The organism is Dickeya sp. NCPPB 3274 (assembly GCF_000406205.1).
Classification (GTDB): domain Bacteria; phylum Pseudomonadota; class Gammaproteobacteria; order Enterobacterales; family Enterobacteriaceae; genus Dickeya; species Dickeya fangzhongdai.
Genome location: NZ_CM001979.1, coordinates 464,066 through 487,125 on the forward strand (window position 1 = coordinate 464,066; position 23,060 = coordinate 487,125).

Annotated in this window: 19 protein-coding genes; 10 read left to right on the top strand and 9 right to left on the bottom strand. The window is 57.6% G+C overall.

Annotated features, from left to right (window positions below; translation table 11 throughout):
• Nucleotides 1-9: 9 nt before the first annotated feature.
• Nucleotides 10-1,446: an alpha/beta hydrolase gene (locus tag DXX3274_RS02790; RefSeq protein ID WP_042858455.1), complete on the bottom strand. Its 1,437-nt coding sequence runs from the start codon at nucleotides 1,444-1,446 to the stop codon at nucleotides 10-12.
• 756 nt (nucleotides 1,447-2,202) lie between these two features.
• Here DXX3274_RS02790 and DXX3274_RS02795 point away from each other — a divergent pair.
• The 8 genes from DXX3274_RS02795 (at nucleotide 2,203) to DXX3274_RS02830 (ending at nucleotide 11,565) form a co-directional block, all read left to right on the top strand.
• Nucleotides 2,203-3,735 (top strand): ABC transporter substrate-binding protein, encoded by a 1,533-nt coding sequence (locus DXX3274_RS02795; RefSeq protein ID WP_042858456.1) that lies wholly within the window; start codon nucleotides 2,203-2,205, stop codon nucleotides 3,733-3,735.
• A gap of 46 nt (nucleotides 3,736-3,781) precedes the next feature.
• Nucleotides 3,782-4,699, top strand: a complete 918-nt coding sequence (locus tag DXX3274_RS02800; RefSeq protein ID WP_042858457.1) for an ABC transporter permease — start codon at nucleotides 3,782-3,784, stop codon at nucleotides 4,697-4,699.
• A gap of 9 nt (nucleotides 4,700-4,708) precedes the next feature.
• Entirely contained in the window at nucleotides 4,709-5,635 is a 927-nt protein-coding gene (locus DXX3274_RS02805) for an ABC transporter permease (protein WP_038662855.1), read from the top strand.
• A 37-nt stretch (nucleotides 5,636-5,672) separates the two neighbouring features.
• Nucleotides 5,673-6,698 (top strand): ABC transporter ATP-binding protein, encoded by a 1,026-nt coding sequence (locus DXX3274_RS02810; protein ID WP_042858459.1) that lies wholly within the window; start codon nucleotides 5,673-5,675, stop codon nucleotides 6,696-6,698.
• Nucleotides 6,695-7,558: an ATP-binding cassette domain-containing protein gene (locus tag DXX3274_RS02815; protein WP_042858460.1), complete on the top strand. Its 864-nt coding sequence runs from the start codon at nucleotides 6,695-6,697 to the stop codon at nucleotides 7,556-7,558. Before DXX3274_RS02810 ends, DXX3274_RS02815 begins: the two co-directional genes overlap by 4 nt.
• Before the next feature lie 40 nt (nucleotides 7,559-7,598).
• Complete coding sequence (locus DXX3274_RS02820; RefSeq protein ID WP_042861820.1) at nucleotides 7,599-9,017, top strand: M20 family metallopeptidase; 1,419 nt, start codon at nucleotides 7,599-7,601, stop codon at nucleotides 9,015-9,017.
• A 356-nt stretch (nucleotides 9,018-9,373) separates the two neighbouring features.
• Nucleotides 9,374-10,306: a LysR family transcriptional regulator gene (locus DXX3274_RS02825; RefSeq protein ID WP_042858461.1), complete on the top strand. Its 933-nt coding sequence runs from the start codon at nucleotides 9,374-9,376 to the stop codon at nucleotides 10,304-10,306.
• 242 nt (nucleotides 10,307-10,548) lie between these two features.
• On the top strand, nucleotides 10,549-11,565 hold the full coding sequence (locus DXX3274_RS02830) for a 1-aminocyclopropane-1-carboxylate deaminase (protein ID WP_042858462.1): 1,017 nt from the start codon (nucleotides 10,549-10,551) through the stop codon (nucleotides 11,563-11,565).
• 59 nt (nucleotides 11,566-11,624) lie between these two features.
• Here the strand turns inward: DXX3274_RS02830 and DXX3274_RS02835 are convergent, their stop codons facing one another.
• From DXX3274_RS02835 to DXX3274_RS02845, 3 genes are all read right to left on the bottom strand, one after another.
• Nucleotides 11,625-12,128, bottom strand: coding sequence for an Lrp/AsnC family transcriptional regulator (locus tag DXX3274_RS02835; protein ID WP_033568499.1), 504 nt, complete (start codon nucleotides 12,126-12,128; stop codon nucleotides 11,625-11,627).
• A gap of 173 nt (nucleotides 12,129-12,301) precedes the next feature.
• Nucleotides 12,302-12,832 (bottom strand): chorismate mutase, encoded by a 531-nt coding sequence (locus DXX3274_RS02840; RefSeq protein WP_042858463.1) that lies wholly within the window; start codon nucleotides 12,830-12,832, stop codon nucleotides 12,302-12,304.
• Between the two features lie 390 nt (nucleotides 12,833-13,222).
• Nucleotides 13,223-14,455: an MFS transporter gene (locus DXX3274_RS02845; RefSeq protein WP_042858464.1), complete on the bottom strand. Its 1,233-nt coding sequence runs from the start codon at nucleotides 14,453-14,455 to the stop codon at nucleotides 13,223-13,225.
• 418 nt (nucleotides 14,456-14,873) lie between these two features.
• Here DXX3274_RS02845 and DXX3274_RS02850 point away from each other — a divergent pair, with 418 nt between their 5' ends.
• On the top strand, nucleotides 14,874-15,584 hold the full coding sequence (locus tag DXX3274_RS02850; protein ID WP_042858465.1) for an HD domain-containing protein: 711 nt from the start codon (nucleotides 14,874-14,876) through the stop codon (nucleotides 15,582-15,584).
• Between the two features lie 54 nt (nucleotides 15,585-15,638).
• Here DXX3274_RS02850 and DXX3274_RS02855 read toward each other — a convergent pair whose 3' ends face one another.
• Both DXX3274_RS02855 and DXX3274_RS02860 read right to left on the bottom strand, forming a co-directional pair.
• Nucleotides 15,639-17,108: a SulP family inorganic anion transporter gene (locus DXX3274_RS02855; protein ID WP_042858466.1), complete on the bottom strand. Its 1,470-nt coding sequence runs from the start codon at nucleotides 17,106-17,108 to the stop codon at nucleotides 15,639-15,641.
• Nucleotides 17,105-17,734, bottom strand: a complete 630-nt coding sequence (locus DXX3274_RS02860) for a carbonic anhydrase (protein ID WP_084478676.1) — start codon at nucleotides 17,732-17,734, stop codon at nucleotides 17,105-17,107. Before DXX3274_RS02860 ends, DXX3274_RS02855 begins: the two co-directional genes overlap by 4 nt.
• A 1,119-nt stretch (nucleotides 17,735-18,853) precedes the next feature.
• Here DXX3274_RS02860 and DXX3274_RS02865 point away from each other — a divergent pair.
• Nucleotides 18,854-19,660, top strand: coding sequence for an IclR family transcriptional regulator (locus tag DXX3274_RS02865; RefSeq protein ID WP_042858467.1), 807 nt, complete (start codon nucleotides 18,854-18,856; stop codon nucleotides 19,658-19,660).
• A 92-nt stretch (nucleotides 19,661-19,752) separates the two neighbouring features.
• On the opposite strand, the gene DXX3274_RS02870 is transcribed toward DXX3274_RS02865, so the two are convergent.
• The 3 genes from DXX3274_RS02870 to rhaD all read right to left on the bottom strand — a co-directional run bounded on the left by DXX3274_RS02870 (nucleotide 19,753) and on the right by rhaD (nucleotide 23,059).
• Nucleotides 19,753-21,342, bottom strand: coding sequence for a methyl-accepting chemotaxis protein (locus DXX3274_RS02870; RefSeq protein ID WP_042858470.1), 1,590 nt, complete (start codon nucleotides 21,340-21,342; stop codon nucleotides 19,753-19,755).
• Nucleotides 21,343-21,684: 342 nt separating this feature from the next.
• Nucleotides 21,685-21,999, bottom strand: coding sequence for an L-rhamnose mutarotase (gene rhaM / locus DXX3274_RS02875; RefSeq protein ID WP_042858471.1), 315 nt, complete (start codon nucleotides 21,997-21,999; stop codon nucleotides 21,685-21,687).
• 232 nt (nucleotides 22,000-22,231) lie between these two features.
• Entirely contained in the window at nucleotides 22,232-23,059 is an 828-nt protein-coding gene (gene rhaD, locus DXX3274_RS02880; RefSeq protein ID WP_042858474.1) for a rhamnulose-1-phosphate aldolase, read from the bottom strand.
• Nucleotide 23,060: the final 1 nt, after the last annotated feature.

Sequence of the window (23,060 nt, forward strand, 5' to 3'; positions counted from 1 at the left end):
TGCATTTTCTTAACGATATACCAGCTGCAATAGCATGGTCACCAGGTCGGTTTGGATATACGCGTTGTGGTCAGGATATTCCCTTCGCTTAGCGGTTTCATTATCAATCACGCTGGCGTCAGTACGTATGTTCCACATTTTTCCCCTGGCAGGTAGCGGGTTGGGGTGTGCGGCCGTGTCAAAATCTTCTCTTAATCCAGGGCAGAGAGGCGAGCTATTGAGCGCCGCTTTTGCCTGCTCTGTTAATGGGTAGCGGGTTAACAGCACGCATTGGGTCAGCGGTGGGCGTTTGTTCAACCGTGGTTTGGCCCCATAAGTCAGAACGCTGAAGTGATAGGGTTCCGCTGTGGTCCAGACAGGGTGAATAGCGCTGAACAATTTTTCCCACGGCGCGCATTGAGACGGCGTGTTTTTATCCGGTGAACAAAACTGCACGCCGAGCTGGTGCGTGATGCGCTCCGTCGTATGACCGAGGGTTTTTATATTGGAGAATCCCCAGGGAGCGAGGTATCCCATTCGGTGGGCCCAGGGATAATAGACTTTGGTGGCGGTGTCTTCCTTTGAGGTCAGGTTGAGCCATATTGGGTAGTCAGGCTGCGATGAGAGCTGATCCGGGCGATAGGCATCGTCGAACGTGGTGGAATCGACGGCGGCGTTAATCGTGACCAGTAACGTATTATCGCCGAGGGTCTGAGCGTTATGGACCAGACCCGGCAAAAATGCGCGAGCGATCATTCGCCCGCCAAGCGAATGTCCCATGACAATCATATGATTGTCGGCGTTGGCTTTACGCATGGTGTCGGCCAGTTCTGTCAAATCCTGCTTTAAACCCCGGCCGGAATGATTGATAGCCGCTCCCCGGCTGCCGATGACGTCGGCAACGTTAGCCCGGTTACCAATCGTTTGAAAATTAAATGCCCCTTTGTATATCTCACCTTGCCAGCCGACATAAATACCCAGCACCTCAACATCTTTTTTGCCAAGTTGTTGCAGCCCGCCGACATAACGAGCCAGCAGATTATCGAACTGGATAAGATTACTATCTTTCGGGGCGGCATTATGGTGCCAGCCATGAATATAAACGGCGATCAGTATGTTTTTCCCGCTATCGACCTTTTGTTGAATATATCCCTTAATTGCCTTGAGTTGCTGCGGGTCTCTGAGAGAACCATCTACTGCGTTGTATTCAAGGTAGCTCTTTTGGAAGGCGGTAATGGTGCGTGTGCTGGTCATCGTATTATCAGGGCATTTAGCATTCCTGTTATTGGTGTCTATAGTGCAATACTTTGTTTGAATGAAATTGGCCAATTCCTCTTTGGTGCACACGCCGCTTTTACATACGTGTTGCCATTGTTTATCCGGGATTGTATTAACACAGCCGGTTAACAGCAGACAAGAGGTAATCAACATGAATAATAACGAGCGGTATTGAGTGGTAGTCAGCATAGTCGTCTTCCTCACTTGCAATGAATTATATGAATGGAAAACAATGAAATAATTTCTGCGTTTATTATGTGTTTTGTTTCGTACTGGGAAGGTCTCCTGTTATCGGGGTTTTTAAATTTAGACTATATGCTTTTTGTTTTTTATCCATTGGCGTGAGGAATGATTATTTTCATCAAAACAGGGTTTGTTATTTATTTAAATTATTTATTTTTCATAATGTTTTGATTGAAAGTCGGCTTTTAACGTTGATCTGTCTTTGGGGCTAAGACGTGAGGTGTTCGTCGAGGTTTTTATCAATATTTATGATTTTAAAGATTTTTCTGGAGAGTGAGGTTTTTATTGGCGAGGTTAATATGGATTAGCCATCAACGAATTATTTTTATTCCTGATTTTTATATACTCTGTTTTGCTTTCCTTTCCTTCTCTCGTAACGCTGTTTTCGCAAAACAAGAAATAACCTCCCCTTATCGATAATCACGCAAATGGTGCAGGCTGGTGGGTTTTTGCACTGAAATAGTACCCGGCGTTGTCAATGCGGCGTCGGCAGCGGCTTGCCGCGTAATCAATATCATTCATTTTTATTATTGTCTGGACAAATGAATCCAGCTGTTATCGGTGGTTTCTCTTTTTGAGAAAGTGTGTATCGAAAATCGGTAACGGTAATAATCCTTATCTGGCGCTGCTCTTGCAACGTAACGGACGAATGTTTTTGTTGGTGACCATTTTTATTCGTCCTTTATTGTGGTGGAGAACAGCATGGCTCGTAATCTGGCAAGACATATCCGTCAATATGCATTAACCGCGTTACTGGCAGGTTTTGCCTGCGCCAGTTATGCCGGCAAACAAAATGACACGCTGGTTTACGCCTCCGACAGCGAGGTGGAAAACGTCAGCCCGTACCACAATAACATGCGCGAAGGGGTGATTCTGGCGCATCTCGCCTGGGATACGCTGATCTATCGCGATCCTAAAAGCGGGGAATACAAAGGCGAGCTGGCGACCGACTGGAAATGGGAGTCGCCGACGGTGTTGCTGCTGCATCTGCGTAAAGGCGTGACCTTCCATAATGGCGATGCCTTTAGCGCCGATGATGTGGTGTATACCTTTCAGAGTATCGCCGGGCCGAATACCGCCTCGGTGATCCCGCAAAGCGTCGATTGGATCGACCACGTGGAAAAAGTCGATGACTACAGCGTGCGTCTGCATCTGAAAAAACCGTTCCCGGCGGCGCTGGAATACCTCTCCGGCCCGACGCCGATTTACCCCGCCAACTATTTCCAGCAGGTGAAGCTGGAGGGCTTTAGTAAAGCGCCGATCGGCACCGGCCCGTACAAAATCGTCAAAGTGACGCCGGGTCAGGGCGTATCGATGGTGAAAAACCCGGACTATTTCAAAGACAGTCCGATCGGGCAGCCGAAAATCGGCAAGCTGCAGTTTGTGGTGATCCGCGACCCGGAAGCGCGCGTAGCCCAGTTGATGACCGGCCAGGTGGACTGGATCTGGCGCGTGGCGTCGGATCAGGTGGAATCGCTGTCCGCCATGCCGAACATTGCGGTGAAAAGCGGCGAAACCATGCGCGTCGGCTTTCTGGAGCTGAACACCAACGCCAGCGGCCCGGAAGGCGCGCCGTTCAAAGACGTGCGCGTGCGTCAGGCCATCAATTACGCCGTCAACCGCCAGGCGATGGTGGATAATCTGGTGCGCGGCGGCAGCAAACCGGTGTATTCCGCCTGCTTCCGCACCCAGACCGCCTGCGACGCCAGCCAGGTGATCCAATACCCCTACGACCCGGCCAAAGCCAAACAACTGCTGGCGGAGGCGGGCTACGCCAACGGCTTCGACACCGATCTGTGGGCCTACCGCGAGCGTGATTACGCCGAAGCGATTATCGGCGATCTGCGCAAGGTCGGCATCCGCGCCCGTCTGCACTTCGTGCAATACCCGGTGATGGCCAACGCGCTGGCGTCCGGTCAGGCGCCGCTGGCGTTCAGCACCTGGGGTTCCTTCTCCATCAATGACGCCACCGCGTTCGTTACCCCCTATTTCGGCGGTAAAGGCAGCGATATCTGGAAAGACCCTAGAGTCATCGCCGAACTGGCGAAAGCGGACGAAGTGGTGGACCCGCAGCAGCGCAGCGCGCTGTACGCCGCACTGCTGGGCCGTATTTCAGCGCAGGCGTATATGGCGCCGCTGTTCTCCTATTCCACCCATTACGCCTTTACGTCCGATCTGAACTTCCAGGACTGGCCGGACGAACTGCCGCGCTTCGCCGAAGCGAGCTGGAAGTAACCGCCGCCGGGGAACCGGCCGCGCTTGAGTTGTGAGGAGTTCGCTTATGGTGAAGTACATGTTTCATCGGTTACTGGTGGCGTTGGCGGTGCTGTTCACCGTGGCGGCGGTCAGCTTTTCGCTGCTGCACCTGTCCGGCGATCTGGCGACCGCCATCGCCGGACCGGACGCCACCGCGGAAACCATCGCCCAGATCCGGGTGCAGAACGGGCTGGATAAGCCGCTGATGAGCCAGTTTTCCAGTTGGATGTGGTCGGCGCTGCATCTGGATTTCGGGCGCTCGTTCTACTTTGAAAACACGGTGATGGAACTGGTCGGCCAGCGGATGCCGGTCACCCTCAAGCTGGGCGGGGTGTCGCTGCTGCTGGCGCTGGTGGTGGCGATTCCGCTCGGGGTGCTGGCGGCGGTGTTCCGCGACACCTGGGTCGATCGCCTCGCCATGCTGGTGTCGGTGATAGGTCAGGCGATGCCTAATTTCTGGTTCGCGCTGGTGCTGATCCTTATCTTCGCCGTCGGGCTGAAATGGCTGCCGGTGGCGGGCAACGCCAGCTGGCAGAACTTCGTGCTGCCGGCGGTGGCGCTCGGTTACTACGCCATGCCGTCGCTGATGCGTCTGACCCGCTCCGGCATGCTGGACGTGCTCGGCTCCGATTACATCCGTACCGCGCGCGCCAAAGGGTTGAGCGCCTTTAAGGTGGTGGTCAAGCACGGCCTGCGCAACGCCATTATCCCGGTGGTGGCGCTGGCGACGGTGGAACTGGGGTTCATGCTCGGCGGCTCGGTGGTGATCGAATCGGTGTTTTCGTTGCAGGGGCTGGGACAGCTGGCGTGGGACTCGATCTCGCGCAACGACTTTCCGGTAGTGCAGGCCATCGTATTGATTATCGCCGTGTTTTATATCGGGCTGACGTTTCTGGCGGATGTGCTCAACGCCGCGCTGGATCCACGACTGCGCAGCAAATAAGGAGCCGTGATGAGAACTGCAATGGCACGACTGGCCGTGATGATGAAAACCGCTCCGCAGCCGGGCCTGCTGCCGGAACCTGGGCCGTGGCGGCGCTGGCAGCGCAAGGTGCTGGGTCACCACGGCATGACGCTGGGGCTGGTGATTCTGGGGGCGATCGTGCTGCTGGCGGTGCTGGCGCCGTTCATCAGCCCGCACGACCCTTACGCGCAGGAGGTCAGCCGCCGGTTGATCCCGCCGGTGTGGCATGAAAAGGGCAGTTGGGAACATTGGCTCGGCACCGACAAGCTGGGGCGGGATTACTTAAGCCGCCTGCTGTACGGCGCGCGGGTGTCGCTGACCATCGGGCTGGTGTCGGTCATGCTGGCGGGCACCATCGGCATTGCGCTCGGGGTGCTGGCGGGCTACTTCGGCGGCCGGGTGGACGCGGCGGTGAGCTATCTCCTCACCGTGCGCCTGTCGATGCCGGTGATTCTGGTGGCGCTGGCGCTGGCCTCGCTGGTGGGCGGTTCGGTCAAGGTGGTGATCATGCTGCTGGGCCTGCTGCTGTGGGACCGCTTTCTGATCGTCTCCCGCTCGGTGACGCGCCAGCTGCGCGAGGCGGAATTTATCGCCGCCGCCCGCACGCTCGGCGCCTCGTCGCTGTTCATCATGCTGCGTGAGATTCTGCCCAACCTGCTGGGGCCGCTCACCGTGGTGGCGACGCTGGAGATCGCCCACGCCATTTTGCTGGAGGCGACGCTGTCGTTCCTCGGCCTCGGGGTGCAGCCGCCGATGCCGTCCTGGGGACTGATGGTGGCGGAAGGCAAAGCCTACATGTTCTTCCAACCGTGGGTGATTGTGATTCCAGGCGTGGTGCTGGCGCTGCTGGTGCTGAGCATCAATCTGGTGGGTGACGGCCTGCGCGATATTACCGCGCTGGACGGGCGTGCGTAACTAAGAGCCTAGTGGGATAGGCGCTAAGGAGATCGCTATGCATTCTGCTGTTGAGACAACCCCGTCGGCCAGTCGCTCGGACGAGGTGGTGCTGGAGGTGAAGAACCTGCGGGTCGATCTGACGACGCCGCGCGGCACGTTGCACGCGGTACGCGGCATCGATTTTTCGGTACGGCGCGGCGAAATGCTGTGCCTGGTGGGGGAGTCGGGCTGCGGCAAGTCGATGACCTCGCTGGCGCTGATGGACCTGCTGCCGCGCAACGCGGTGCGCACCGCCGATACGCTGCGCTTTCGGGATACCGACCTGCTGTCGCTGCGCCCGCGTGAACGGACGGCGCTGCGCGGCAACCAGATGGCGATGATCTTTCAGGAGCCGATGACCTCGCTCAACCCGTCGTTCACGCTGGGGGACCAACTGTGCGAAACCCTGCTGGCGCACCGCAAGGTCTCTAAAGCCGAGGCGCGCGAACGGGCGGTGTACCTGATGGATCGCGTCGGCATCCCGATGGCGGCGGAGCGGCTGCGGCAGTACCCGCATCAGCTCTCCGGCGGCCTGCGCCAGCGCATCATGATCGCCATGGCGCTGATGTGCGGCCCGGAACTGATCATCGCCGACGAACCGACGACTGCGCTGGACGTTACCATTCAGGCGCAGATCCTGCGGATGCTGCGTGAACTGCAACAGGAGTTCGGCACCGCGGTTATCTTCATTACTCACGATCTGGGCGTGGTGGCGCGCATCGCCGACCGGGTGGCGGTGATGTACGCCGGGCAGGTGGTGGAAACCGCGCCGGTGATGGAGCTGTTTCATCAGCCGTGTCACCCCTATACCCGCGGGCTGCTGGAATGCATTCCGGTAGCCGGGCGCACCGTGCCGGGTGAGCCGCTGCACGCCATTCCCGGCGTGGTGCCGAGCCTGATTGGCCCGCAGCACGGCTGCGCGTTTCGCAACCGTTGCAGCCAGTGCCGCGATCGCTGCGCGCAGGAAACGCCCTACGTGCCGGTGACTGAGCAGCACGCGGTGCGCTGTGTCGATGCGCTGATGACGGAGGAGCCGGTATGAGCCAGATGACGGAAGAACGCGGTCGCCCGCTGCCGCACATTCCAGGCAACGACGATATCGCGCTGGAACTGTGCGCGTTAAGCCGGGTGTTTCGCCTTAATCGCGGGCTGTTCTCACGGCCCGGCGAGATCCGCGCGGTGGACAATGTGTCGCTGCGCATTCGCCGGGGCGAGACGCTGGGGCTGGTGGGCGAGTCCGGCTGCGGCAAGAGCACGCTGGCGAAAATGCTGCTCGGCCTGCTGGCGCCGACCTCCGGCAACGTGCTGATCGAAGGGCGCGAGATCGACGCCGGCGATCGCCGCGAGCTGGCGTCGCGCATCCAGCCGATCTTTCAGGATCCTTATTCCTCGCTCAATCCGCGCCGCACGGTGGCGGATATCGTAGAGGTGGCGCTGCGGCTGCACGACATCGGCACGCCGGCAGAGCGCAAGCAACGGGTGCGCGAGATGCTGGACGTGGTAGGGATGCCGGAGCGTACCCACGGCCAGTATCCCGGCCAGCTCTCCGGCGGTCAGCGTCAGCGGGTGGCGATCGCCCGCGCGCTGATCCTGCAGCCGGAGATCCTGATTTGCGACGAGCCGACTTCCGCGCTGGATGTGTCGGTGCAGGCGCAGATCCTCAATCTGCTGCTGACGCTAAAAAAAGAATTCGGCCTCACCTACCTGTTCATCAGCCACAACCTGTCGGTGGTGGAACATCTGGTGGATCACGTGGCGGTGATGCGTAAAGGCACGATTGTGGAGCAGGGCACCCGCGAGCAGGTGTTCGGCGCGCCGCAGCATCCTTATACCCGCGCGCTGCTGGCGTCGGTACTGACGCCGGAGCCGGGGCTGGGCATTCCGGATATTGGGGCGGCGTAAGCCGCAAGGCCGGTATGGCGTGAACAAAAAAGGACAGATGATGACACGTGAAGAGATGATGCAAGCCGCGGCGGCGTATTTCGAATCCGGCGCATTTCGCGACACTCTGGCGCGCCGGGTGGCCTGCCAGACCGAAAGTCAGAACGCGGATCGCGCGCCGGCGCTGATGGATTACCTAACCGACGAGATGATCCCATTGTTGCAAGAGATGGGGTTCGAGTGCCGGATTGTTCCCAACCCGGTGGCGGACCGCGGGCCATTCCTGCTGGCGCGGCGCATTGAACCGGACGCGGCGCTGACGGTGCTGAGCTACGGTCACGGCGATGTGGTGATGGGGGACGCGTCGCGCTGGCGCAGCGGGCTGTCGCCGTGGGAACTGACGCCGGACGGCAACCGCTGGTACGGGCGCGGCACCGCCGACAACAAAGGCCAGCACACCATCAATCTGGCGGCGCTGGCGCTGGTGCTGGAGGCGCGCGGCGGCCGGCTGGGCTACAACGTGAAGCTGATTCTGGAAATGGGCGAAGAGTGCGGTTCTCCCGGCCTGGAGGCGGTGTGTCAGCAATACCGCGACTGGCTGGCGGCGGACCTGTTTATCGCCTCGGACGGCCCGCGTGTATCCGCCGACCGGCCGACGTTATTTCTCGGTTCGCGCGGGGTGTTCAACTTCGGCCTGCAACTGACGCTGCGCGACGGCGCGCACCATTCCGGCAACTGGGGCGGGTTGTTAAGCAACCCCGGTATCCGGCTGGCGCACGCCATCGGCTGTCTGGTGGACGCCAACGGCCGTATTCTGGTGCCGGAATTACTGCCGCCGCCGCTGTCGGCGTCGATCCGCAGCGCGTTATCGGATCTGGATCTTGGCGGCGCGCCGGGCGACCCGGCTATCGATCCGCACTGGGGCGAGCCGGGGTTGAACGCGGCGGAAAAGGTATACGGCTGGAACACGCTGGATGTGCTGGCGTTCGTTACCGGCAATCCGGACAAACCGGAACACGCCATTCCGCCCAGCGCCCGCGCGCAATGCCATATGCGCTACGTGCCGGGCAGCGATGTCGATAATTTTGCCGGGCATATTCGCCGCCGTCTTGATGCCTGCGGGTTCGAAGATGTGGAGATCGTTAAACCGGATAACTGTTTTGAAGCCACCCGCATCGACCCGGACGACCCCTGGGTGCGCTGGGGCGTGGATTCTATCGAGCGCTCGGTCGGCAAGCAGGCGGCGGTGCTGCCCAACTTCGGCGGCGGCCTGCCCAACGCCTGCTTCCTGCGCACGCTCGGCCTGCCGACGCTGTGGGTGCCGCACTCCTATCCCGCCTGCTCCCAGCACGCCCCCAACGAACACCTGCTGGCGGACGTGGCGTGCGAAGCGCTGCAAATCATGAGCGGCCTATTTTGGGATCTGGCGGAAGAGGGCAGCAAGGTGAAGCAGTTAAGAGATCAACAGGTAATGGTGTAAGTTCGCAGATGTCACTCATATCTTGATACTAGCGTGTTGTCTTCTGGCGTAAAAAATTTTGCTGAGGGATAAGTGGCCGTAGGGTGAGCCGCATGGACGCGGCGAAAGCTCGTGCCGCGCCGGGAGCGCGTCACGAGCGGCCCGTTAAGCGGCCGCGTATTCCGAAGGGACCGCGTTAGCGGCAAAATTTAGCCAGCAGCCCGGGTTCACAGGGAGGCGGCGTTTGAGCCTCCCTGTGTCGGGCGGAGCGGTAGATATTAAAGAGAAAATATGAGGTTAATTCGCCCGAAATCCTCTCGGATTCTGAATGTGATGACATAACGTTTCCGAAAGATTCTATCTCTCGGAGATAATCCATGCACAATAGCGAAATTCGTTACTTTATGGCGGTGGTGAGTACCGGCTCCATCAGCGCCGCCAGTCAGCAGCTGTTTGTGGCGGTTTCCGCCATCAGCCGGCAGATCCAGCGGCTGGAAACCCGGCTGGGTATGCCGCTGTTTGAGCGCAGCACCCGCGGTATGGTATTGAACGACGCCGGGCACATTCTGGCGAATCATGTGCGGCGCAGTATGGCCGACATGGAACTGGCGATGGCGGAAATCGAAGGTATGAAGTCGGCGCGCCAGACTACCCTGCGGGTGGTATGTACCGACGGGCTGGCGCTCAACCTACTGCCGGCTCTCATGTCGCGCTTTCGCGAACAGCACCCGCGCGTCAATTTTTACCTGACGGTCGGCAGCGCCCGGCAGGTGCCGGAACTGCTGCGTAACGGCGAATGCGACGTCGCCATCAAATTCAGTCTGGCGCCGGAGCATGGCGTGGAGGTGTTGGCGTCGTTTCCGGCGCCGGTGCTGGTGTTCATGGCGGCGGACCACCCGCTGACCAGCCGGGATTTTCAACTGGCGGATCTCAACGCCTGGCCGGTGGTGCTGCCGGATCAGTCCGCTACCATTCGGCAACTATTTGATCTCTCCTGCCGGATGAACAACGTGTTTATCGAACCGGTATTCACCTGTAATCACTTTTCTTCGTTGTACGAGTATGTGCGCAACACACCGGCAGCGGTCAGCGTGTGCAGTCATTTCTCTATCCTGTGCAGCGCCCGGCGCGATGGCCTGACGATGAAGGCGGTCAATCTGGATCAACTGAGCCAGCGCACGCTGCAACTGCAAACCGAAATGGGTAAACCCCGCAGCGCCATTCTCAACAGCTTTTTCACCTTCCTGAAGCAGGCGTTGCAGCAATACGACCTGCAATGCCGGCAGGATTTCGGGCTGCCGCTGCGCTGAGCGGCACCGGTTTTAATGCGTCAGTCTGCGATTTAATTTTATTTCTATTTTTCGTTTTTATTTTTATTTTAAGTTTCATAAAAAGATAAATTGGTTAATTTTTTAAAAAATTAATGATTAAAAACGCAATTTAAATCAAGTTGGTTTTCTGTAATATCAGGGGTAAGCGATGACGCGGTTTTCCTGCCGGAAAGCAGTCATCTGATGCCTGATTGACCCACGTTAGCCACCGGAGCCTGACTATGAACCTGGAAAAATTTCCGCGTTATCCCTTAACCTTCGGACCGTCGCCGATTACCCCGATGAAACGCCTGAGCGAATACCTGGGCGGTGATGTGGAGATCTACGCCAAGCGTGAAGACTGCAACAGCGGCCTGGCGTTCGGCGGCAACAAGACCCGCAAGCTGGAGTACCTGATTCCGGAAGCGCTGGCGCAGGGCTGCGACACGCTGGTGTCGATTGGCGGCGTGCAGTCGAACCAGACCCGTCAGGTGGCCGCCGTCGCCGCGCATCTGGGCATGAAATGTATTCTGGTGCAGGAAAACTGGGTGAATTACGCCGACGCGGTGTACGACCGGGTGGGGAATATCGAGCTGTCGCGTATTATGGGCGCCGACGTGCGTCTCGATCCGGCCGGTTTCGACATCGGCATCCGCGAAAGCTGGCAGCAGGCGATGGACGAAGCGGCGCAGAACGGCGGCAAACCGTTCCCGATCCCGGCCGGCTGCTCCGAGCACCCTTACGGCGGTCTGGGCTTCGTTGGCTTCGCTGAAGAAGTGCGCCAGCAGGAAAAAGAGCTGGGCTTCAAATTTGACTACATCGTGGTGTGCTCGGTAACCGGCAGCACCCAGGCCGGTATGGTGGTCGGGTTTGCCGCCGACGGCCGTTCCCGCAACGTGATCGGCATTGACGCCTCCGCCAAGCCGGAAAAAACCAAGGCGCAAATCCTGCGCATCGCGCAGAACACCGCCGGGCTGGTGGAACTGGGCCGCGAGATCACTGAAGAAGACGTGGTGCTGGATACCCGCTACGGCGGCCCGGAATACGGCTTGCCGAACGACGGCACGCTGGAAGCGATTCGCCTGTGCGCGCGTCTGGAAGGGGTGCTGACCGACCCGGTGTACGAAGGCAAATCCATGCACGGCATGATCGACATGGTGCGCAACGGCGAATTCCCGAAAGGCTCCAAAGTGCTCTACGTCCACCTCGGCGGCGCGCCGGCATTGAGCGCTTACAGCTATATTTTCCGCAATGGCTGAGTGTCGTTGTGATGTACCACGCCGGGTATATCCCGGCGTTATCGTTTGTGTGCTCGCCTTTAAAACACCAACTGCGTCGTCGACAGCACTTCCCGCAGGCCGATAAACGAGCGGATCTGGCGTACGCCCGGCAGGAACAGTAACTGTTCGGCGTGCAGTTTGTTGAAGCTCTGGTTGTCTTTGGTGCGGATCATCAGGATGTAATCGAACTCGCCGGTGACCACGTGGCACTCCATGCAGCCGCTGATTTTCTGCACCGCCGCTTCAAAGTCTTCAAAGCTTTTCGGGGTCGAGCGGTCAAGCACCACGCCGATTAACACCACCATGCCGACATTCAGCGCCTGCGGGTTCAGCAGGGCGACATAACCTTTGATCAACCCTATCTGTTTTAATCGTTCCACTCGGCGCAAGCAGGCCGGCGCGCTGAGCTTGACCTTTTCCGCCAGCGCCACGTTGGAGATAGAGGCGTCGGACTGGAGATAACGCAGGATGGCGAGATCAAAACGGTCGAGATTGAGGCTTTTTTCGTCCGGGCTATCGGCGGCGGCGGTTTTGGTTTTCATGGTGGTTGAGTCTCCACTGGACGTCACATTGACGCAGCAAAATTGCGCAATAAATGAGTATGACGCAATTTCCTTCAACATCATACGGCTATTCCAGTGCGACGCGCCTGATGGCGGATAAGGGGATGTGCGGACGGCGTAAAACGGCGCGCATGGAACGCGCCGTCTGAGGGTTACTTCTGTAATCTGGCCTGCTTCAGCGTGGTGTACAACCGCGCCTTGTCGTGCTCGCTGAGGTTCTGCTGGGTCACGGTGTGCATAAACGCTGCGTGATTCAGCCGGCTCAGGCTGCCGCCCTGTTTGTGCAGGGTATCGGCGAGTTGCTGTAGCAGCACGCCGTTCAGTTTGGCGATTTGAGCGCGCACCTCGTCCAGCGGGCGCGGCTGCCAATCTTTCTCCGGCACAGCCAGCCAGTCGGCGCGGTAGCGATACTGAATCGCCTTGGCGGCATCCATCTGCGCCTGAATGAACGGCGTAACCGAGTCGGCGTCCAGCCCGTACTGCGTCGCCTGCTGTCGGCTGGCTTTCAGTACGTTGTCTTCCTGTTGCAGATCCTCAATCGCCAGATGATGAGCCGCTTTGTAACCCGCCACATCCTTCATGTAGCCGAGGCGTTGGTTAACCAGTGATGCCAGATCGGCGCTTTCCGCTGCCAGCGCACCGGTGCTGATCAGGCAGGCTACCAGACACATTGTCCGTAACATATTGTCTCCAGATGGTTGAGAGTAAGAAGGCAACGCCGCCAATCGGCCCTGCCGTCGCCACGGCCGCCTGCGGCGAACACGGCAATCATCGCGTCACCATCTTAAGTGCATGGCATAGCGTTGTGATCAACGCGGCGATGGCGGATTCGTAACCAGACGTACATATTCTTTTGCATTCTGTGCGGTGATTACTGGATGTGATTGTATGAATTCGTGTTATCAGCCGATACGGCTACCCTGATTCCGCGCGCGCTGCCGCTGCTTATTTCACCCGCAACCGCTGGCGACGGAAAGGGAAGCGATAGTGGAAGCCGCTTCATTTTTATAAAATTTTCATACTGTTGGACATATATTGATACGTTCCGCCAGCGGGCGTGGCGGAACGAGGCATCATCCGGAGTGGTCGGGGCGGGGCGATGGCAGCGATGCGTCCGCCAGTTTGCGCCGCAGACCGATCAGCAGCCCGATGCCGGCCAGCAGTGAGAGCGCGATGGCGATATGCATGAACCAGGTCAGCGGCCAGTCGTAGCGTTCGGACAGAAACAGGAATACGCCCATCAGCGGCAGCACCGACTGGTTCAGCATCAGGATCAGCGAGGAAACGCTGGCCAGCCGTTCGTAGGGAATCAGCGTCAGGCGCAGGGTGCGCAGGATATTGCCGGTGAAAACCTTACCGACGATGCCCAGTGCGTAGAACGTCAGAAACGGCCCCAGGTGGTCGAGCGTGGTGGTCAGCAGCAACGAGGCGACGACAATCAGGCCGAGTCCTGCCGCCAGCAGCGCTTCCCGGCTCAGGCGACTGAGCGCCGCGCCGTAAACCAGCGTGGATAAAAATCCTGCCGCGCCGGCGCAAATATCAATGAAACCAAAATATTTCACTGATAACCCCATCTGATTTTCAATCAGGGCGGCGCCACCGGACTCGACCAGCCCATCGAACATATTATTTCCGGCCGCCAGTACGATCATCAAAATAATAAATGGATTTCTGATTATCATCAGTAACGGGAATAATTTTTTTGGCGCTGGGCGAGACGAGCTGATTTTATTTTCCGACGACGGGTCCGGGGTGAAAGAAAACAGGCGAGAGGTGAGGAAATAATAAGCGTTGCATAAATAGAATGTGGCGGCGATATACAGCAGCGTCAGAAAACCGTACTCATACAACAGTATGCCAATCAACGGCCCCAGCACCATGCCGAGTAAATCCAGCCGGGTCAGCAGGTTGGCATCCCGATCGATGTGGCGGCTATGGGCGGCAATCAGCTTTTCCACGGCGGTGATAGTTTGCGCGTTGCCGATGGATACCCCGGCGCCCAGCAGCCCGCAGGCCAACGCCAGCGTCAACGGTTGTTCGGCAAAATTCAGCACCAGACAGAGCAGCAGGCAGCCAAATGCCTTGACCGCGTCGGAAGCGATAGAAATGGGGCGGACGCCCCAGCGATCAATCAGCGCGCCCAGCGCCGGGATCAGCACAATGCGCGGCAGCCACCATAAGGTATAAGACAAACCGGAGTAGGTCAGGCTTTGGGTTTCGGCGTAGACCAGCACCGGAATCAGGAACACCATCAAACCATCGGCGATAAACACCAATGCAAGAAAAAAAAGCAAAACCGGACTCATGGGATAAATACCCCTGACAGCATAACCCACCATAGCCGCAAGTTGCGGGGACATCGGTTTTCTCCGCCACCCCGGTCGCCTGCTGTTGTAAGCGCCTGGGGATTCGCTGCGTCGTCGCCGTCCTGCCACTCGAATTATTTAGGGTATATCAGGTCATGTTTTGTAAATTAAAAAAATGACGTAAGCGGAAACGAAAAATAAACGCTACGGCACCGTATAAGCGCCTCAATATAATAATGTGTCGTTGAGAAAGTAAATGTTTATTTATTGACAAAACCGGGGTAAACATTTTTTGTTTAAAATAATTTTACCGCTTATTATCAATTTTGAAAAATGCGCTGCCCACATCAGTCATGTTGCTGTCATTACTTTTTGGCTATTCTGTGGTGATCTAAATGGATTGGTGCAGGAGAACGGCATGGATTTACTTGGTTTTGAACAGACGCTCAGTCAGTACGTCGCCCGGCATCTGGCGGACTCCGTGGATAGCGCGCACGATCACCACCATCTGGTGCGGGTGGCGAACAGCGCCCGGCACATTCAGCGCACGGAAGGGGGAGACCTGCGGGTGATTATCGCCGCCGCCTGGCTGCATGACATTGTTTTAATACCGAAAAATCACCCGGATCGCAGCCGGGCCTCGCGCATGGCGGCGGAAGAAGCGGTACGTATTCTGTCGCGGGATTTTCCTGATTTTCCCCCTGAATTACATCCGGCGCTGTTTCATGCGGTTGAGGCGCACAGCTTCAGCGCCGGCATTACGGCGGAAACGCTGGAAGCCAAAATCGTGCAGGATGCCGATCGGCTGGATTCGCTCGGCGCGCTGGGGCTGGCGCGGGTGTTTTATGTGGCGGGCATGATGGGGCGGCCGCTGTTTGATCCGCAGGATCTGTTCGCCTGCGATCGCGAGCTGGACGATCGCCTCTACACGCTGGATCACTTCCGCGTCAAACTGATGCGCTTGCCGGAAACCATGAATACGGCGGAAGGCAAACGCATCGCCGAAGCCAATGCGTCCTGGCTGGTGGATTTTCTGGCCAAGCTGGCCGGGGAAGTCAATGGCGACCCGACCCTGCTGGATCCGCAGGTTCGCGCGCAATTCAGCGCCTGGCATCCCTGGCTGACCTGACGCGCGCTACCTACCCGAATCGCCGTACCGGCTGTTGTCGGCACGGCGCTCATCTCACACTGGCCACTGCGCCAGCCGGATGCCGCGCGCAGGCGCGTTATCGCGGAAATCCTGCAACACGGCCTGTACATCCGGGTCGATATAGTCCGCGTTATCGTGCTCCACGATCACCACGCTGTTGGCCGGGATACGGTTCAGCAGGCCCTGCAGACGCGGGTTGTGGACAAACGTCAGGTTCTGCTGGAAACGCAGCACGAAGTGATCGCTGTAGCGGGTGAGCTGCAGCGCGTTGCGGTGGCTGCCGTAGAAATTGATCAGCAACTGCGTCACCATCCCCAGCGCGATCCCCGCCAGCATGCCCAGCGCGATAATGCCGACGATGGTGGTGATAAACGGCACGAACTGTTGCCAGCCCTGCTTCCACTGCTCGACAAACAGCGACGGCGACGCCAGTTTGTAGCCGGTATAAAGCAGTACCGCCGCCAGGCTGGCCAGCGGAATGGCGTTGAGCAGGTCGGTCAGGTAAAGCACGCTCAACAGCAACAGCGCGCCATGCAGCAGGATGGAGATTTTGCTGCGCGCGCCGGCGTTGACGTTGACCGAACTGCGCACGATCACCGCCGTGATGGGCAGGCCGCCGAGAAAACCGCTCAGCAAATTACCGATCCCCTGGGCGCGTAGTTCCTTGTCCGGCGATGGGGGCGGCGTCTGCGGCTTGATTTTCTTCAGCGCTTCCTGACTCAGCAGGGTTTCCAGGCTGGCGACCAGCGCCAGCGTCACCGCCACCGCGTAGACGGCCGGATTGCTCCATGCCAGCCAGTCCGGGCGCAGCAGCTCATCGGTCATCTCGGTGACGCTGGCGAATTCCGGCAGCACGATGCGCGGCATGCTGCCGAGGATCTCCGGCATCGCCTGCGCGCCATACAGGGTGAATACCCCGCCGAACAGCACCGCGACCAGCGGCCCTGGCAGCCAGGTCAGATAACGGTGATTTTTTACCGCCGAGGTCCCCCACAGCCATTGCAGCAGCAAACCGCCGCCCGCGACGACGATAGCGCCGATAGAGAGCGCCGCGGCCGGGTTTTGCCACAGACTGCTGAATTTGGCTTTGGCGTCCGCCCCCAGCGCCAGCGGGAACTGCTGGATGATCAGCAGCAGACCGATGGCGGCCAGCATGCCGCGGATGACGCTGCCGGGAATCACCGAAATGAAACGTCCGGCGCGGGCGACCCCCATCAGAAACTGCAACACGCCGGCCAGCATGATCGCCAGCAACAGCGCGGAGAACGAGCCCAGCGTTTCGATGGCGCCGGAAACAATGGTGACCAGCCCGGCGGCCGGGCCGCTGACTGCGAAACGGGACGGGCTGAACAGGGTGACCACCAGCCCGCCGATCAGGCCGGTCAGCAGGCCGACGAACGGCGGCAGACCGCTGGCCTGGGCGATGCCGAGGCACAGCGGCAGCGCCACCAAAAAAACCACCAGACCGGCGGGAATATCCTGCCGAAGCGTACTCAGGTTCATGACGATTCCTCCACGGCGTATTGATGAATAAGCTCTTTCAGATGGCCGTTGTGCAGGTCGTAAACACAGCCATAGACGCCCAGTTCGACGCCGTCGCGCCAGGCTTGCAGCACCGGCGGCGCGTTCACCAGCCGGGTGAACTGCTCCAGCACGTTGGCTTCCACCAGTTGATTCTGGCGTTGGGCCGCGTCGTCCGCGTCGTCGTCCGGCAAGGCGATATGGTGGGCCAGCGAGGCGCGCAACGATCGGATGCGGCGGGACAACGGCGAATCTTCATTTACCAGCCCCATGTCCGGCAGGTTGACCGCCGCCTGCACCCCGCCGCAGCCGTAGTGGCCGCACAGGACAATGCGCGACACTTTCAGGTATTCCAGCGCGTATTGCAGTACGCTCATGAAGTTGTCGTCGTCGTGGTTCACCATGTTGGCGATATTACGGTGCACGAACAGCTCGCCCGGATCGGAACCGGTGAGCACTTCCGCCGGCACCCGGCTGTCGGAACAGCCGATCCACAGCGAATGTGGTTTTTGCACCAGCGCGTGCTTCCTGAAATAGTGGGGGTGGCGCTGCCGCCGTTGCAGTGCCCAACTGCGGTTTTTGGCGAGCAAAGGTTTTAGCGTCGTCACAATAGAACTCTCTCTACCAGGTTGAACATAACTCACAATGAGAAGGTGCCTCGCCGGATAAATAGCGGGACACGGCCTAATTAACGCATCGCATATTTACGGCACGTATTTATCCGATACCGGAACTGTCACATCCGTTCTTATTCGGAATGATTTTTCTGTTAAATAAGATAATTCCGAGCAGTAATTACTGCGGCTTATCTCTGTCATCCTTTCTATAATAAGAAAAAAGAATGACGGCATCTGTCGGTTGCTGCTGTAGGAAAATAACGACAGGTCAGAAGGTAATAATATTACCCAGTCCCGCTTAGCATTATTCTTATATACCCGTCATACTTCAAGTTGCAGGTGCGTTGGCTTTTACGGTACCAGTCGTTCTGCATCATGGATCGCCGTCTGGTTTATTCATGGCAAACGCCAGCCGCCGCAGGCGATAGCAGATAAGCCTGTGGGGTGATGTCATAAAAAATTAACAGTATGATTTTTATCAAATTATCTTCTAGTTTAAGTATCGGATTTCTCTGTAAAAATCATCGTATGTACAGCGGAAATACGCCGGAGGGAAAGGCATCCTTACCCGTTTTAACACAGCGATTATCACCAGGGTGACAATGTGTTTTTCTGTTGTGTTGTTGTCCTTTTACGTCGTCGTCCTGTCACGGTTCGACTATCACCCTTATTTTCAACACTGTCTAAATGTATAGCAACAATAACCTGACAATACCAGTCCGATGATGAAATTTATTTTCAATAAAACCACATCAAGCGGCGGGTTTTATTTTTAGTTAAGACGATTAATCCCGAAAGTGAATTGCCTTTGGACTGATTTTATTCCAGGTGTGTATTATTTTTCTTATCGAATAAATAACGGATAATATTTTTATCTTCTTTTTTGAAGATAAAAAAGGCGACGCGAATTTATTCGGTATTGCGGGAATGGATAATTTTTTCTTTTTCGTTGTAAATGATTGTCAGTTATTGTCGCGTCGCGTAGACAGTGTCCGTGCCGCTAGGCGGCTTTTTTTCTGACGATGTGAAGCAGAGCGGGTCGGGATCACGTCATGTTGCGCTGAATCGTGGTATCGATAGGCGCTAATGTTTAGCCAGAGGGAGCGATGCATGGAAACGATATCGCGCGGTCATGACAAACCCGCGGGGAACCAAAGCCTGCTGCGGGGATTTCTGCTGCTTGAGATTTTAAGCAATTACCCGAACGGGTGCCCGCTGGCGCATTTGGCCGGGCTGGCCCGGCTCAACAAAAGCACCGTGCATCGCCTGTTGCAGGGATTGCAGGCGTGTGGTTACGTCACCCCGGCGCCCGCCGCGGGCAGTTATCGTCTCACCACCAGGTTCATTACTGTTGGGCTGACATCGCTGGCGCCGCCTGAGGTGATCCGGATGATTGCGCCGCCGCTGCAGGCGCTGAACGCCGCGACCGGAGAAACCGTCAATTTTTCCAGGCGCGACGGTGATTACTGCATTCTGATCCACAAGCTGGAGCCCACCACGGGTATGTTGCGTACCCTCGCTTACCTCGGGCAGCAGATGACCTTGTTCAGTTCGGCGATGGGGAAACTGTTTCTGGCTGACGATACCAAAGACGCGCTCTTTTCCTACTGGGGTCGCCATCAACCGCATATCCGCAAGCTGACCCCGTATACCATTACCGATCCGGGGCACATGCAGCGTGAGCTGGAAGACGTGCGCCAGCGCAAGGTGGCGTTCGATCGGGAAGAGCACGAAGTCGGCGTGTCCTGCATGGCGGCGCCGGTATTTGATGCGCATCAGCGCGTGAAATACGCCATTTCGTTATCGCTTTCTTCGGCCAAGCTGCGCCAAATCGATGAGGAAACCCTGTTGGCGCCGTTACGCCAGACCGCTGACGCGCTCTCTCAGGCGCTGAAAACCCTGCCTGACGACATATAAGAAGACAGATAAATAGACGCGAATCCACAACGAGGCGAGAAGAGGGTAAGCCGACAAACCGGGCCGTCGACGCGACGACCCGGCGGGATGGATCAGTTGAGGCGCAGCGTAGACTGCTGTGCTTCCAGATGGAAGAAGCGCACGGAGTCGCGTAACTGCTCGCCCTGTTCCGTCATGGACTGGGCGGCGGTGGCGGCCTGCTCGACCAGCGCGGCGTTCTGCTGGGTCACGCGGTCCATTTGGTCAATGGCGATGCCGATTTCCTTGATCCCCTGATGCTGTTCGTTGGACGCCATCGAGATTTCCGCCACGATGTCGGTGACCTTGGTGACCGAACTGACGATCTCTTCCATTGCGTGGCTGGCGGTGTCGGCGTGGCGGGAGCCATCGGTGATTTTCTCCACCGTGCCTTCGATCAGCGTTTTGATCTCTTTGGCGGCGTTCGCGCTCTTCTGCGCCAGATTGCGCACTTCCCCGGCGACGACGGCGAACCCTTTGCCTTGCTCACCGGCTCGCGCCGCTTCCACCGCGGCGTTAAGCGCCAGAATGTTGGTCTGGAAGGCAATGCCTTCGATCACCGAGATAATATTGACGATTTTCTGCGAGCTGTCGGAAATTTCATGCATACGCTTGAGCATGTCGTCCACCACGTTGCCGCCGTGCACCGCGGTTTGCGACGTCTGACGCGCCAGTTCGCTGGCCTGATGGGCGTTATCGGCGTTGCGTTTCACGGTTTCGGTGATCTGCTGCATGTTGGAGGAGGTTTGCACCAGCGACGCCGCCTGTTCCTCGGTACGCTGCGACAGGTCACTGTTGCCCTGAGCGATTTCGCTGGCCGCCAGCGAGATGGATTCGCTGCCGTTCACGATGTTGTGGATGATGTCAGCCAGCTTTTCATTCATGTTCTTCATGGTGGCCAGCAGGCTCTGGGTGTCGCCAGCGCGCAGGTTGATGGCGGTATTGAGGTGCCCGGCGGCGATCTGGTTCATGATCGATACCGCATAGGCCGGCTCGCCGCCAAGCTGACGGGACAGGTTGCGGGCAATCAGCGTGGCGATAACGCCGGTTGCGATCAGCGCCAGCAGTAACAAACCGGACAGAATATAAAGCGCGGTACGATAACCCGTTGCTGCCTCAACGGCGGCCTGATCGCCGCTGGCGATCTCCATTTCCACCAGTTTCGCCAGATCCTTCATCAACTGGGTGCGGTATTTAGCCGAAACCGCGCCGCTGATTTTGCTGGCATCGTCCAGTTTTTCACTGTTGACCGCGTCAATTACCTTGGCGTTGACGTCCACGAAATTCTTGAAATTATCCGTTACCTGGCTGAACAGCGCTTGTTTGTCCTGTGCGTCGTTCTTCACCAATTTGGCGTAATTGGCCTGGGCGTTCAGAAATACGTCCTGATTCTGCAACAGTTCCTTGCGATGGCCCTCTCGCTCGTCGGGCGTTTTGGAAGAGATGTACTGTATCTGCTGCAGACGCAATTCAGACAGGACGCCACGCATTTCCAGCGTATAGCGCACCCCCGGCAGGCGATTGTCGCGGTAGGCGTCGATACGATCATTATTGGCGCTGAGTTGATAGATGGAAACGGCGCCAATCAGCAACATCATAACGATCAGCACGGAAAAACCGAACAGCAGCTTGGAAAAGACGGTTAATTGCGAGAATTTTTTCATAGTTTTTTTCTTGGCAAGGGAAAGTATCTTTAATAACGGCAGGGTAATTCAAAAATTTATTCCCTTCATAGCGGGAGTCGTCATTTTGGCGAATTGTTTTTTATTTTTTGAATAGTGATTTTGTGATGCCGATTTATGATTTTTTGTACTTTTTGTGAATATGCCCAAAATAATGCAGGTTGCAGGAGCAGCGCCTCGCGTGGTGCAAAATGCGGGTGCTTTGTCCTGCGTTTCAAGTCATTGGGTATAAAGGAAATTTTTTATTTGCGAGACAATTTCATACAAAATAAATAATCGTATGATTAGCGATGTGGATTTTAGCGGCAGGCGTGCCGGCGCGAATTAATCCAGATAAAAAACCGCCTTGAGCTCGGCGCTGACCGGGCTATTATCCGGGTTGGCGGGCATCACCTCTTTCATGTATTTCCACCAGCGCCGGCAGGCGTCGGTTTGCGCGACGGCGTTCCAGCGTTCTTCCGATTCGATTTCCACGTACGCGAACAGCAGGTTGCGCGCCGGGTCGAGGAAGATGCTGTAATGGTGTGCGCCGTGCGCTTTCAGTTCCGCTTCCAGTTCCGGCCAGATTGGGTTGTGGCGACGCTGGTATTCCTCGTGGCAATCCGGGAAGACCTGCATCACAAAGGCTTTTTTCAACATAGTCGTCATCCTGTAGACAGTGACAGTGGCCCGCATTCGGCGGGAAACATCCTTGTGTTCCATGCCGGCAGACGACGCCAGGGTTCCGCCTGCTTTTCACCATTACCGGTGAACCCCGACGGCGTTTCTGCCCGCATGGTATCCTGATGGTGATATTCACCCGGCATGACGCCATTTACCCGGCATGGTGCTCTTTACCCGGCATGACGCTATTTACCCAACATAGCGCCATTTACCCGACACGTAAGGCGGACGCCATCGGCGTGACCCCAAATCGCTCGCCGAGCGCGATCAACTCTTCAGTTGAAATCGTCTGCTTCTTCCCGCCCATCGCACGCACCTTGACCATTACCTCTGCCGATTTTTCGGCGGTATCGATCAGACCGAAGGCGTCATCCAGCGACGGACCGGTGCCGAAGATCCCGTGAAACGGCCACAGCACCAGCGAATGGTGTTGCATTTGTTCGGCGGTGGCGCTGCCGATGGCGTCGGTGCCCGGCACCATCCACGGGACAATGCCGACGCCGTCCGGGAATACCACCAGACATTCGGTGCTGCCTTCCCACAGCTCGCGGGTAAACGCCGCGCTATTCAGTTCCAGCACGTAGCTCAGGGCGATCAGGTTGGTGGCGTGGCAGTGCATGATGACCCGATCCCGCCCGCCGCTGACGTTCATGCGCACGATGTGCGACTGAAAATGCGCCGCCAGCTCCGAGGTCGGCAGGCCGCCGTGGGTCAGCCCCCAGAAGATACGGTAACCGCGGCCGTCGTCATCCACCTGCAACAGCGCCAGACTGTCGGCCGGGTCCAGTTGGACGTTGCGAAAGAACTTGCCGGAGCCGGTGGCGATAAACCAGCAGCCCGCCAGTTCCGGCATCGGCTGGGACAGCGCTTCGTGCCGCGGCTGCGGATAGAAGTCGCTTTCGAACGGCGTTACGTCGTCCACGGTCAGACGCAGGCTGATGTTGCCGCCGTTGCGTTCATCCCAGCCTTTGAGCCACATGTCGCCGGTGGCCTTGATCATTCCCTGTACAAACCAGGAGGTGAGTAGTGATTGCATG

What these genes read in the sequence shown, in the direction of transcription:
- DXX3274_RS02820 (WP_042861820.1), top strand. Translation starts at nt 7,599, where the DNA reads ATGACACGTGAAGAGATGATGCAAGCCGCGGCGGCGTATTTCGAATCC.
- DXX3274_RS02805 (WP_038662855.1), top strand. Translation starts at nt 4,709, where the DNA reads ATGAGAACTGCAATGGCACGACTGGCCGTGATGATGAAAACCGCTCCG.
- DXX3274_RS02855 (WP_042858466.1), bottom strand. Translation starts at nt 17,108, where the DNA reads ATGAACCTGAGTACGCTTCGGCAGGATATTCCCGCCGGTCTGGTGGTT.
- DXX3274_RS02825 (WP_042858461.1), top strand. Translation starts at nt 9,374, where the DNA reads ATGCACAATAGCGAAATTCGTTACTTTATGGCGGTGGTGAGTACCGGC.
- DXX3274_RS02790 (WP_042858455.1), bottom strand. Translation starts at nt 1,446, where the DNA reads ATGCTGACTACCACTCAATACCGCTCGTTATTATTCATGTTGATTACC.
- DXX3274_RS02815 (WP_042858460.1), top strand. Translation starts at nt 6,695, where the DNA reads ATGAGCCAGATGACGGAAGAACGCGGTCGCCCGCTGCCGCACATTCCA.
- DXX3274_RS02870 (WP_042858470.1), bottom strand. Translation starts at nt 21,342, where the DNA reads ATGAAAAAATTCTCGCAATTAACCGTCTTTTCCAAGCTGCTGTTCGGT.
- rhaM (WP_042858471.1), bottom strand. Translation starts at nt 21,999, where the DNA reads ATGTTGAAAAAAGCCTTTGTGATGCAGGTCTTCCCGGATTGCCACGAG.
- DXX3274_RS02835 (WP_033568499.1), bottom strand. Translation starts at nt 12,128, where the DNA reads ATGAAAACCAAAACCGCCGCCGCCGATAGCCCGGACGAAAAAAGCCTC.
- DXX3274_RS02800 (WP_042858457.1), top strand. Translation starts at nt 3,782, where the DNA reads ATGGTGAAGTACATGTTTCATCGGTTACTGGTGGCGTTGGCGGTGCTG.
- DXX3274_RS02845 (WP_042858464.1), bottom strand. Translation starts at nt 14,455, where the DNA reads ATGAGTCCGGTTTTGCTTTTTTTTCTTGCATTGGTGTTTATCGCCGAT.
- DXX3274_RS02840 (WP_042858463.1), bottom strand. Translation starts at nt 12,832, where the DNA reads ATGTTACGGACAATGTGTCTGGTAGCCTGCCTGATCAGCACCGGTGCG.
- DXX3274_RS02850 (WP_042858465.1), top strand. Translation starts at nt 14,874, where the DNA reads ATGGATTTACTTGGTTTTGAACAGACGCTCAGTCAGTACGTCGCCCGG.
- DXX3274_RS02830 (WP_042858462.1), top strand. Translation starts at nt 10,549, where the DNA reads ATGAACCTGGAAAAATTTCCGCGTTATCCCTTAACCTTCGGACCGTCG.
- DXX3274_RS02810 (WP_042858459.1), top strand. Translation starts at nt 5,673, where the DNA reads ATGCATTCTGCTGTTGAGACAACCCCGTCGGCCAGTCGCTCGGACGAG.
- rhaD (WP_042858474.1), bottom strand. Translation starts at nt 23,059, where the DNA reads ATGCAATCACTACTCACCTCCTGGTTTGTACAGGGAATGATCAAGGCC.
- DXX3274_RS02795 (WP_042858456.1), top strand. Translation starts at nt 2,203, where the DNA reads ATGGCTCGTAATCTGGCAAGACATATCCGTCAATATGCATTAACCGCG.
- DXX3274_RS02865 (WP_042858467.1), top strand. Translation starts at nt 18,854, where the DNA reads ATGGAAACGATATCGCGCGGTCATGACAAACCCGCGGGGAACCAAAGC.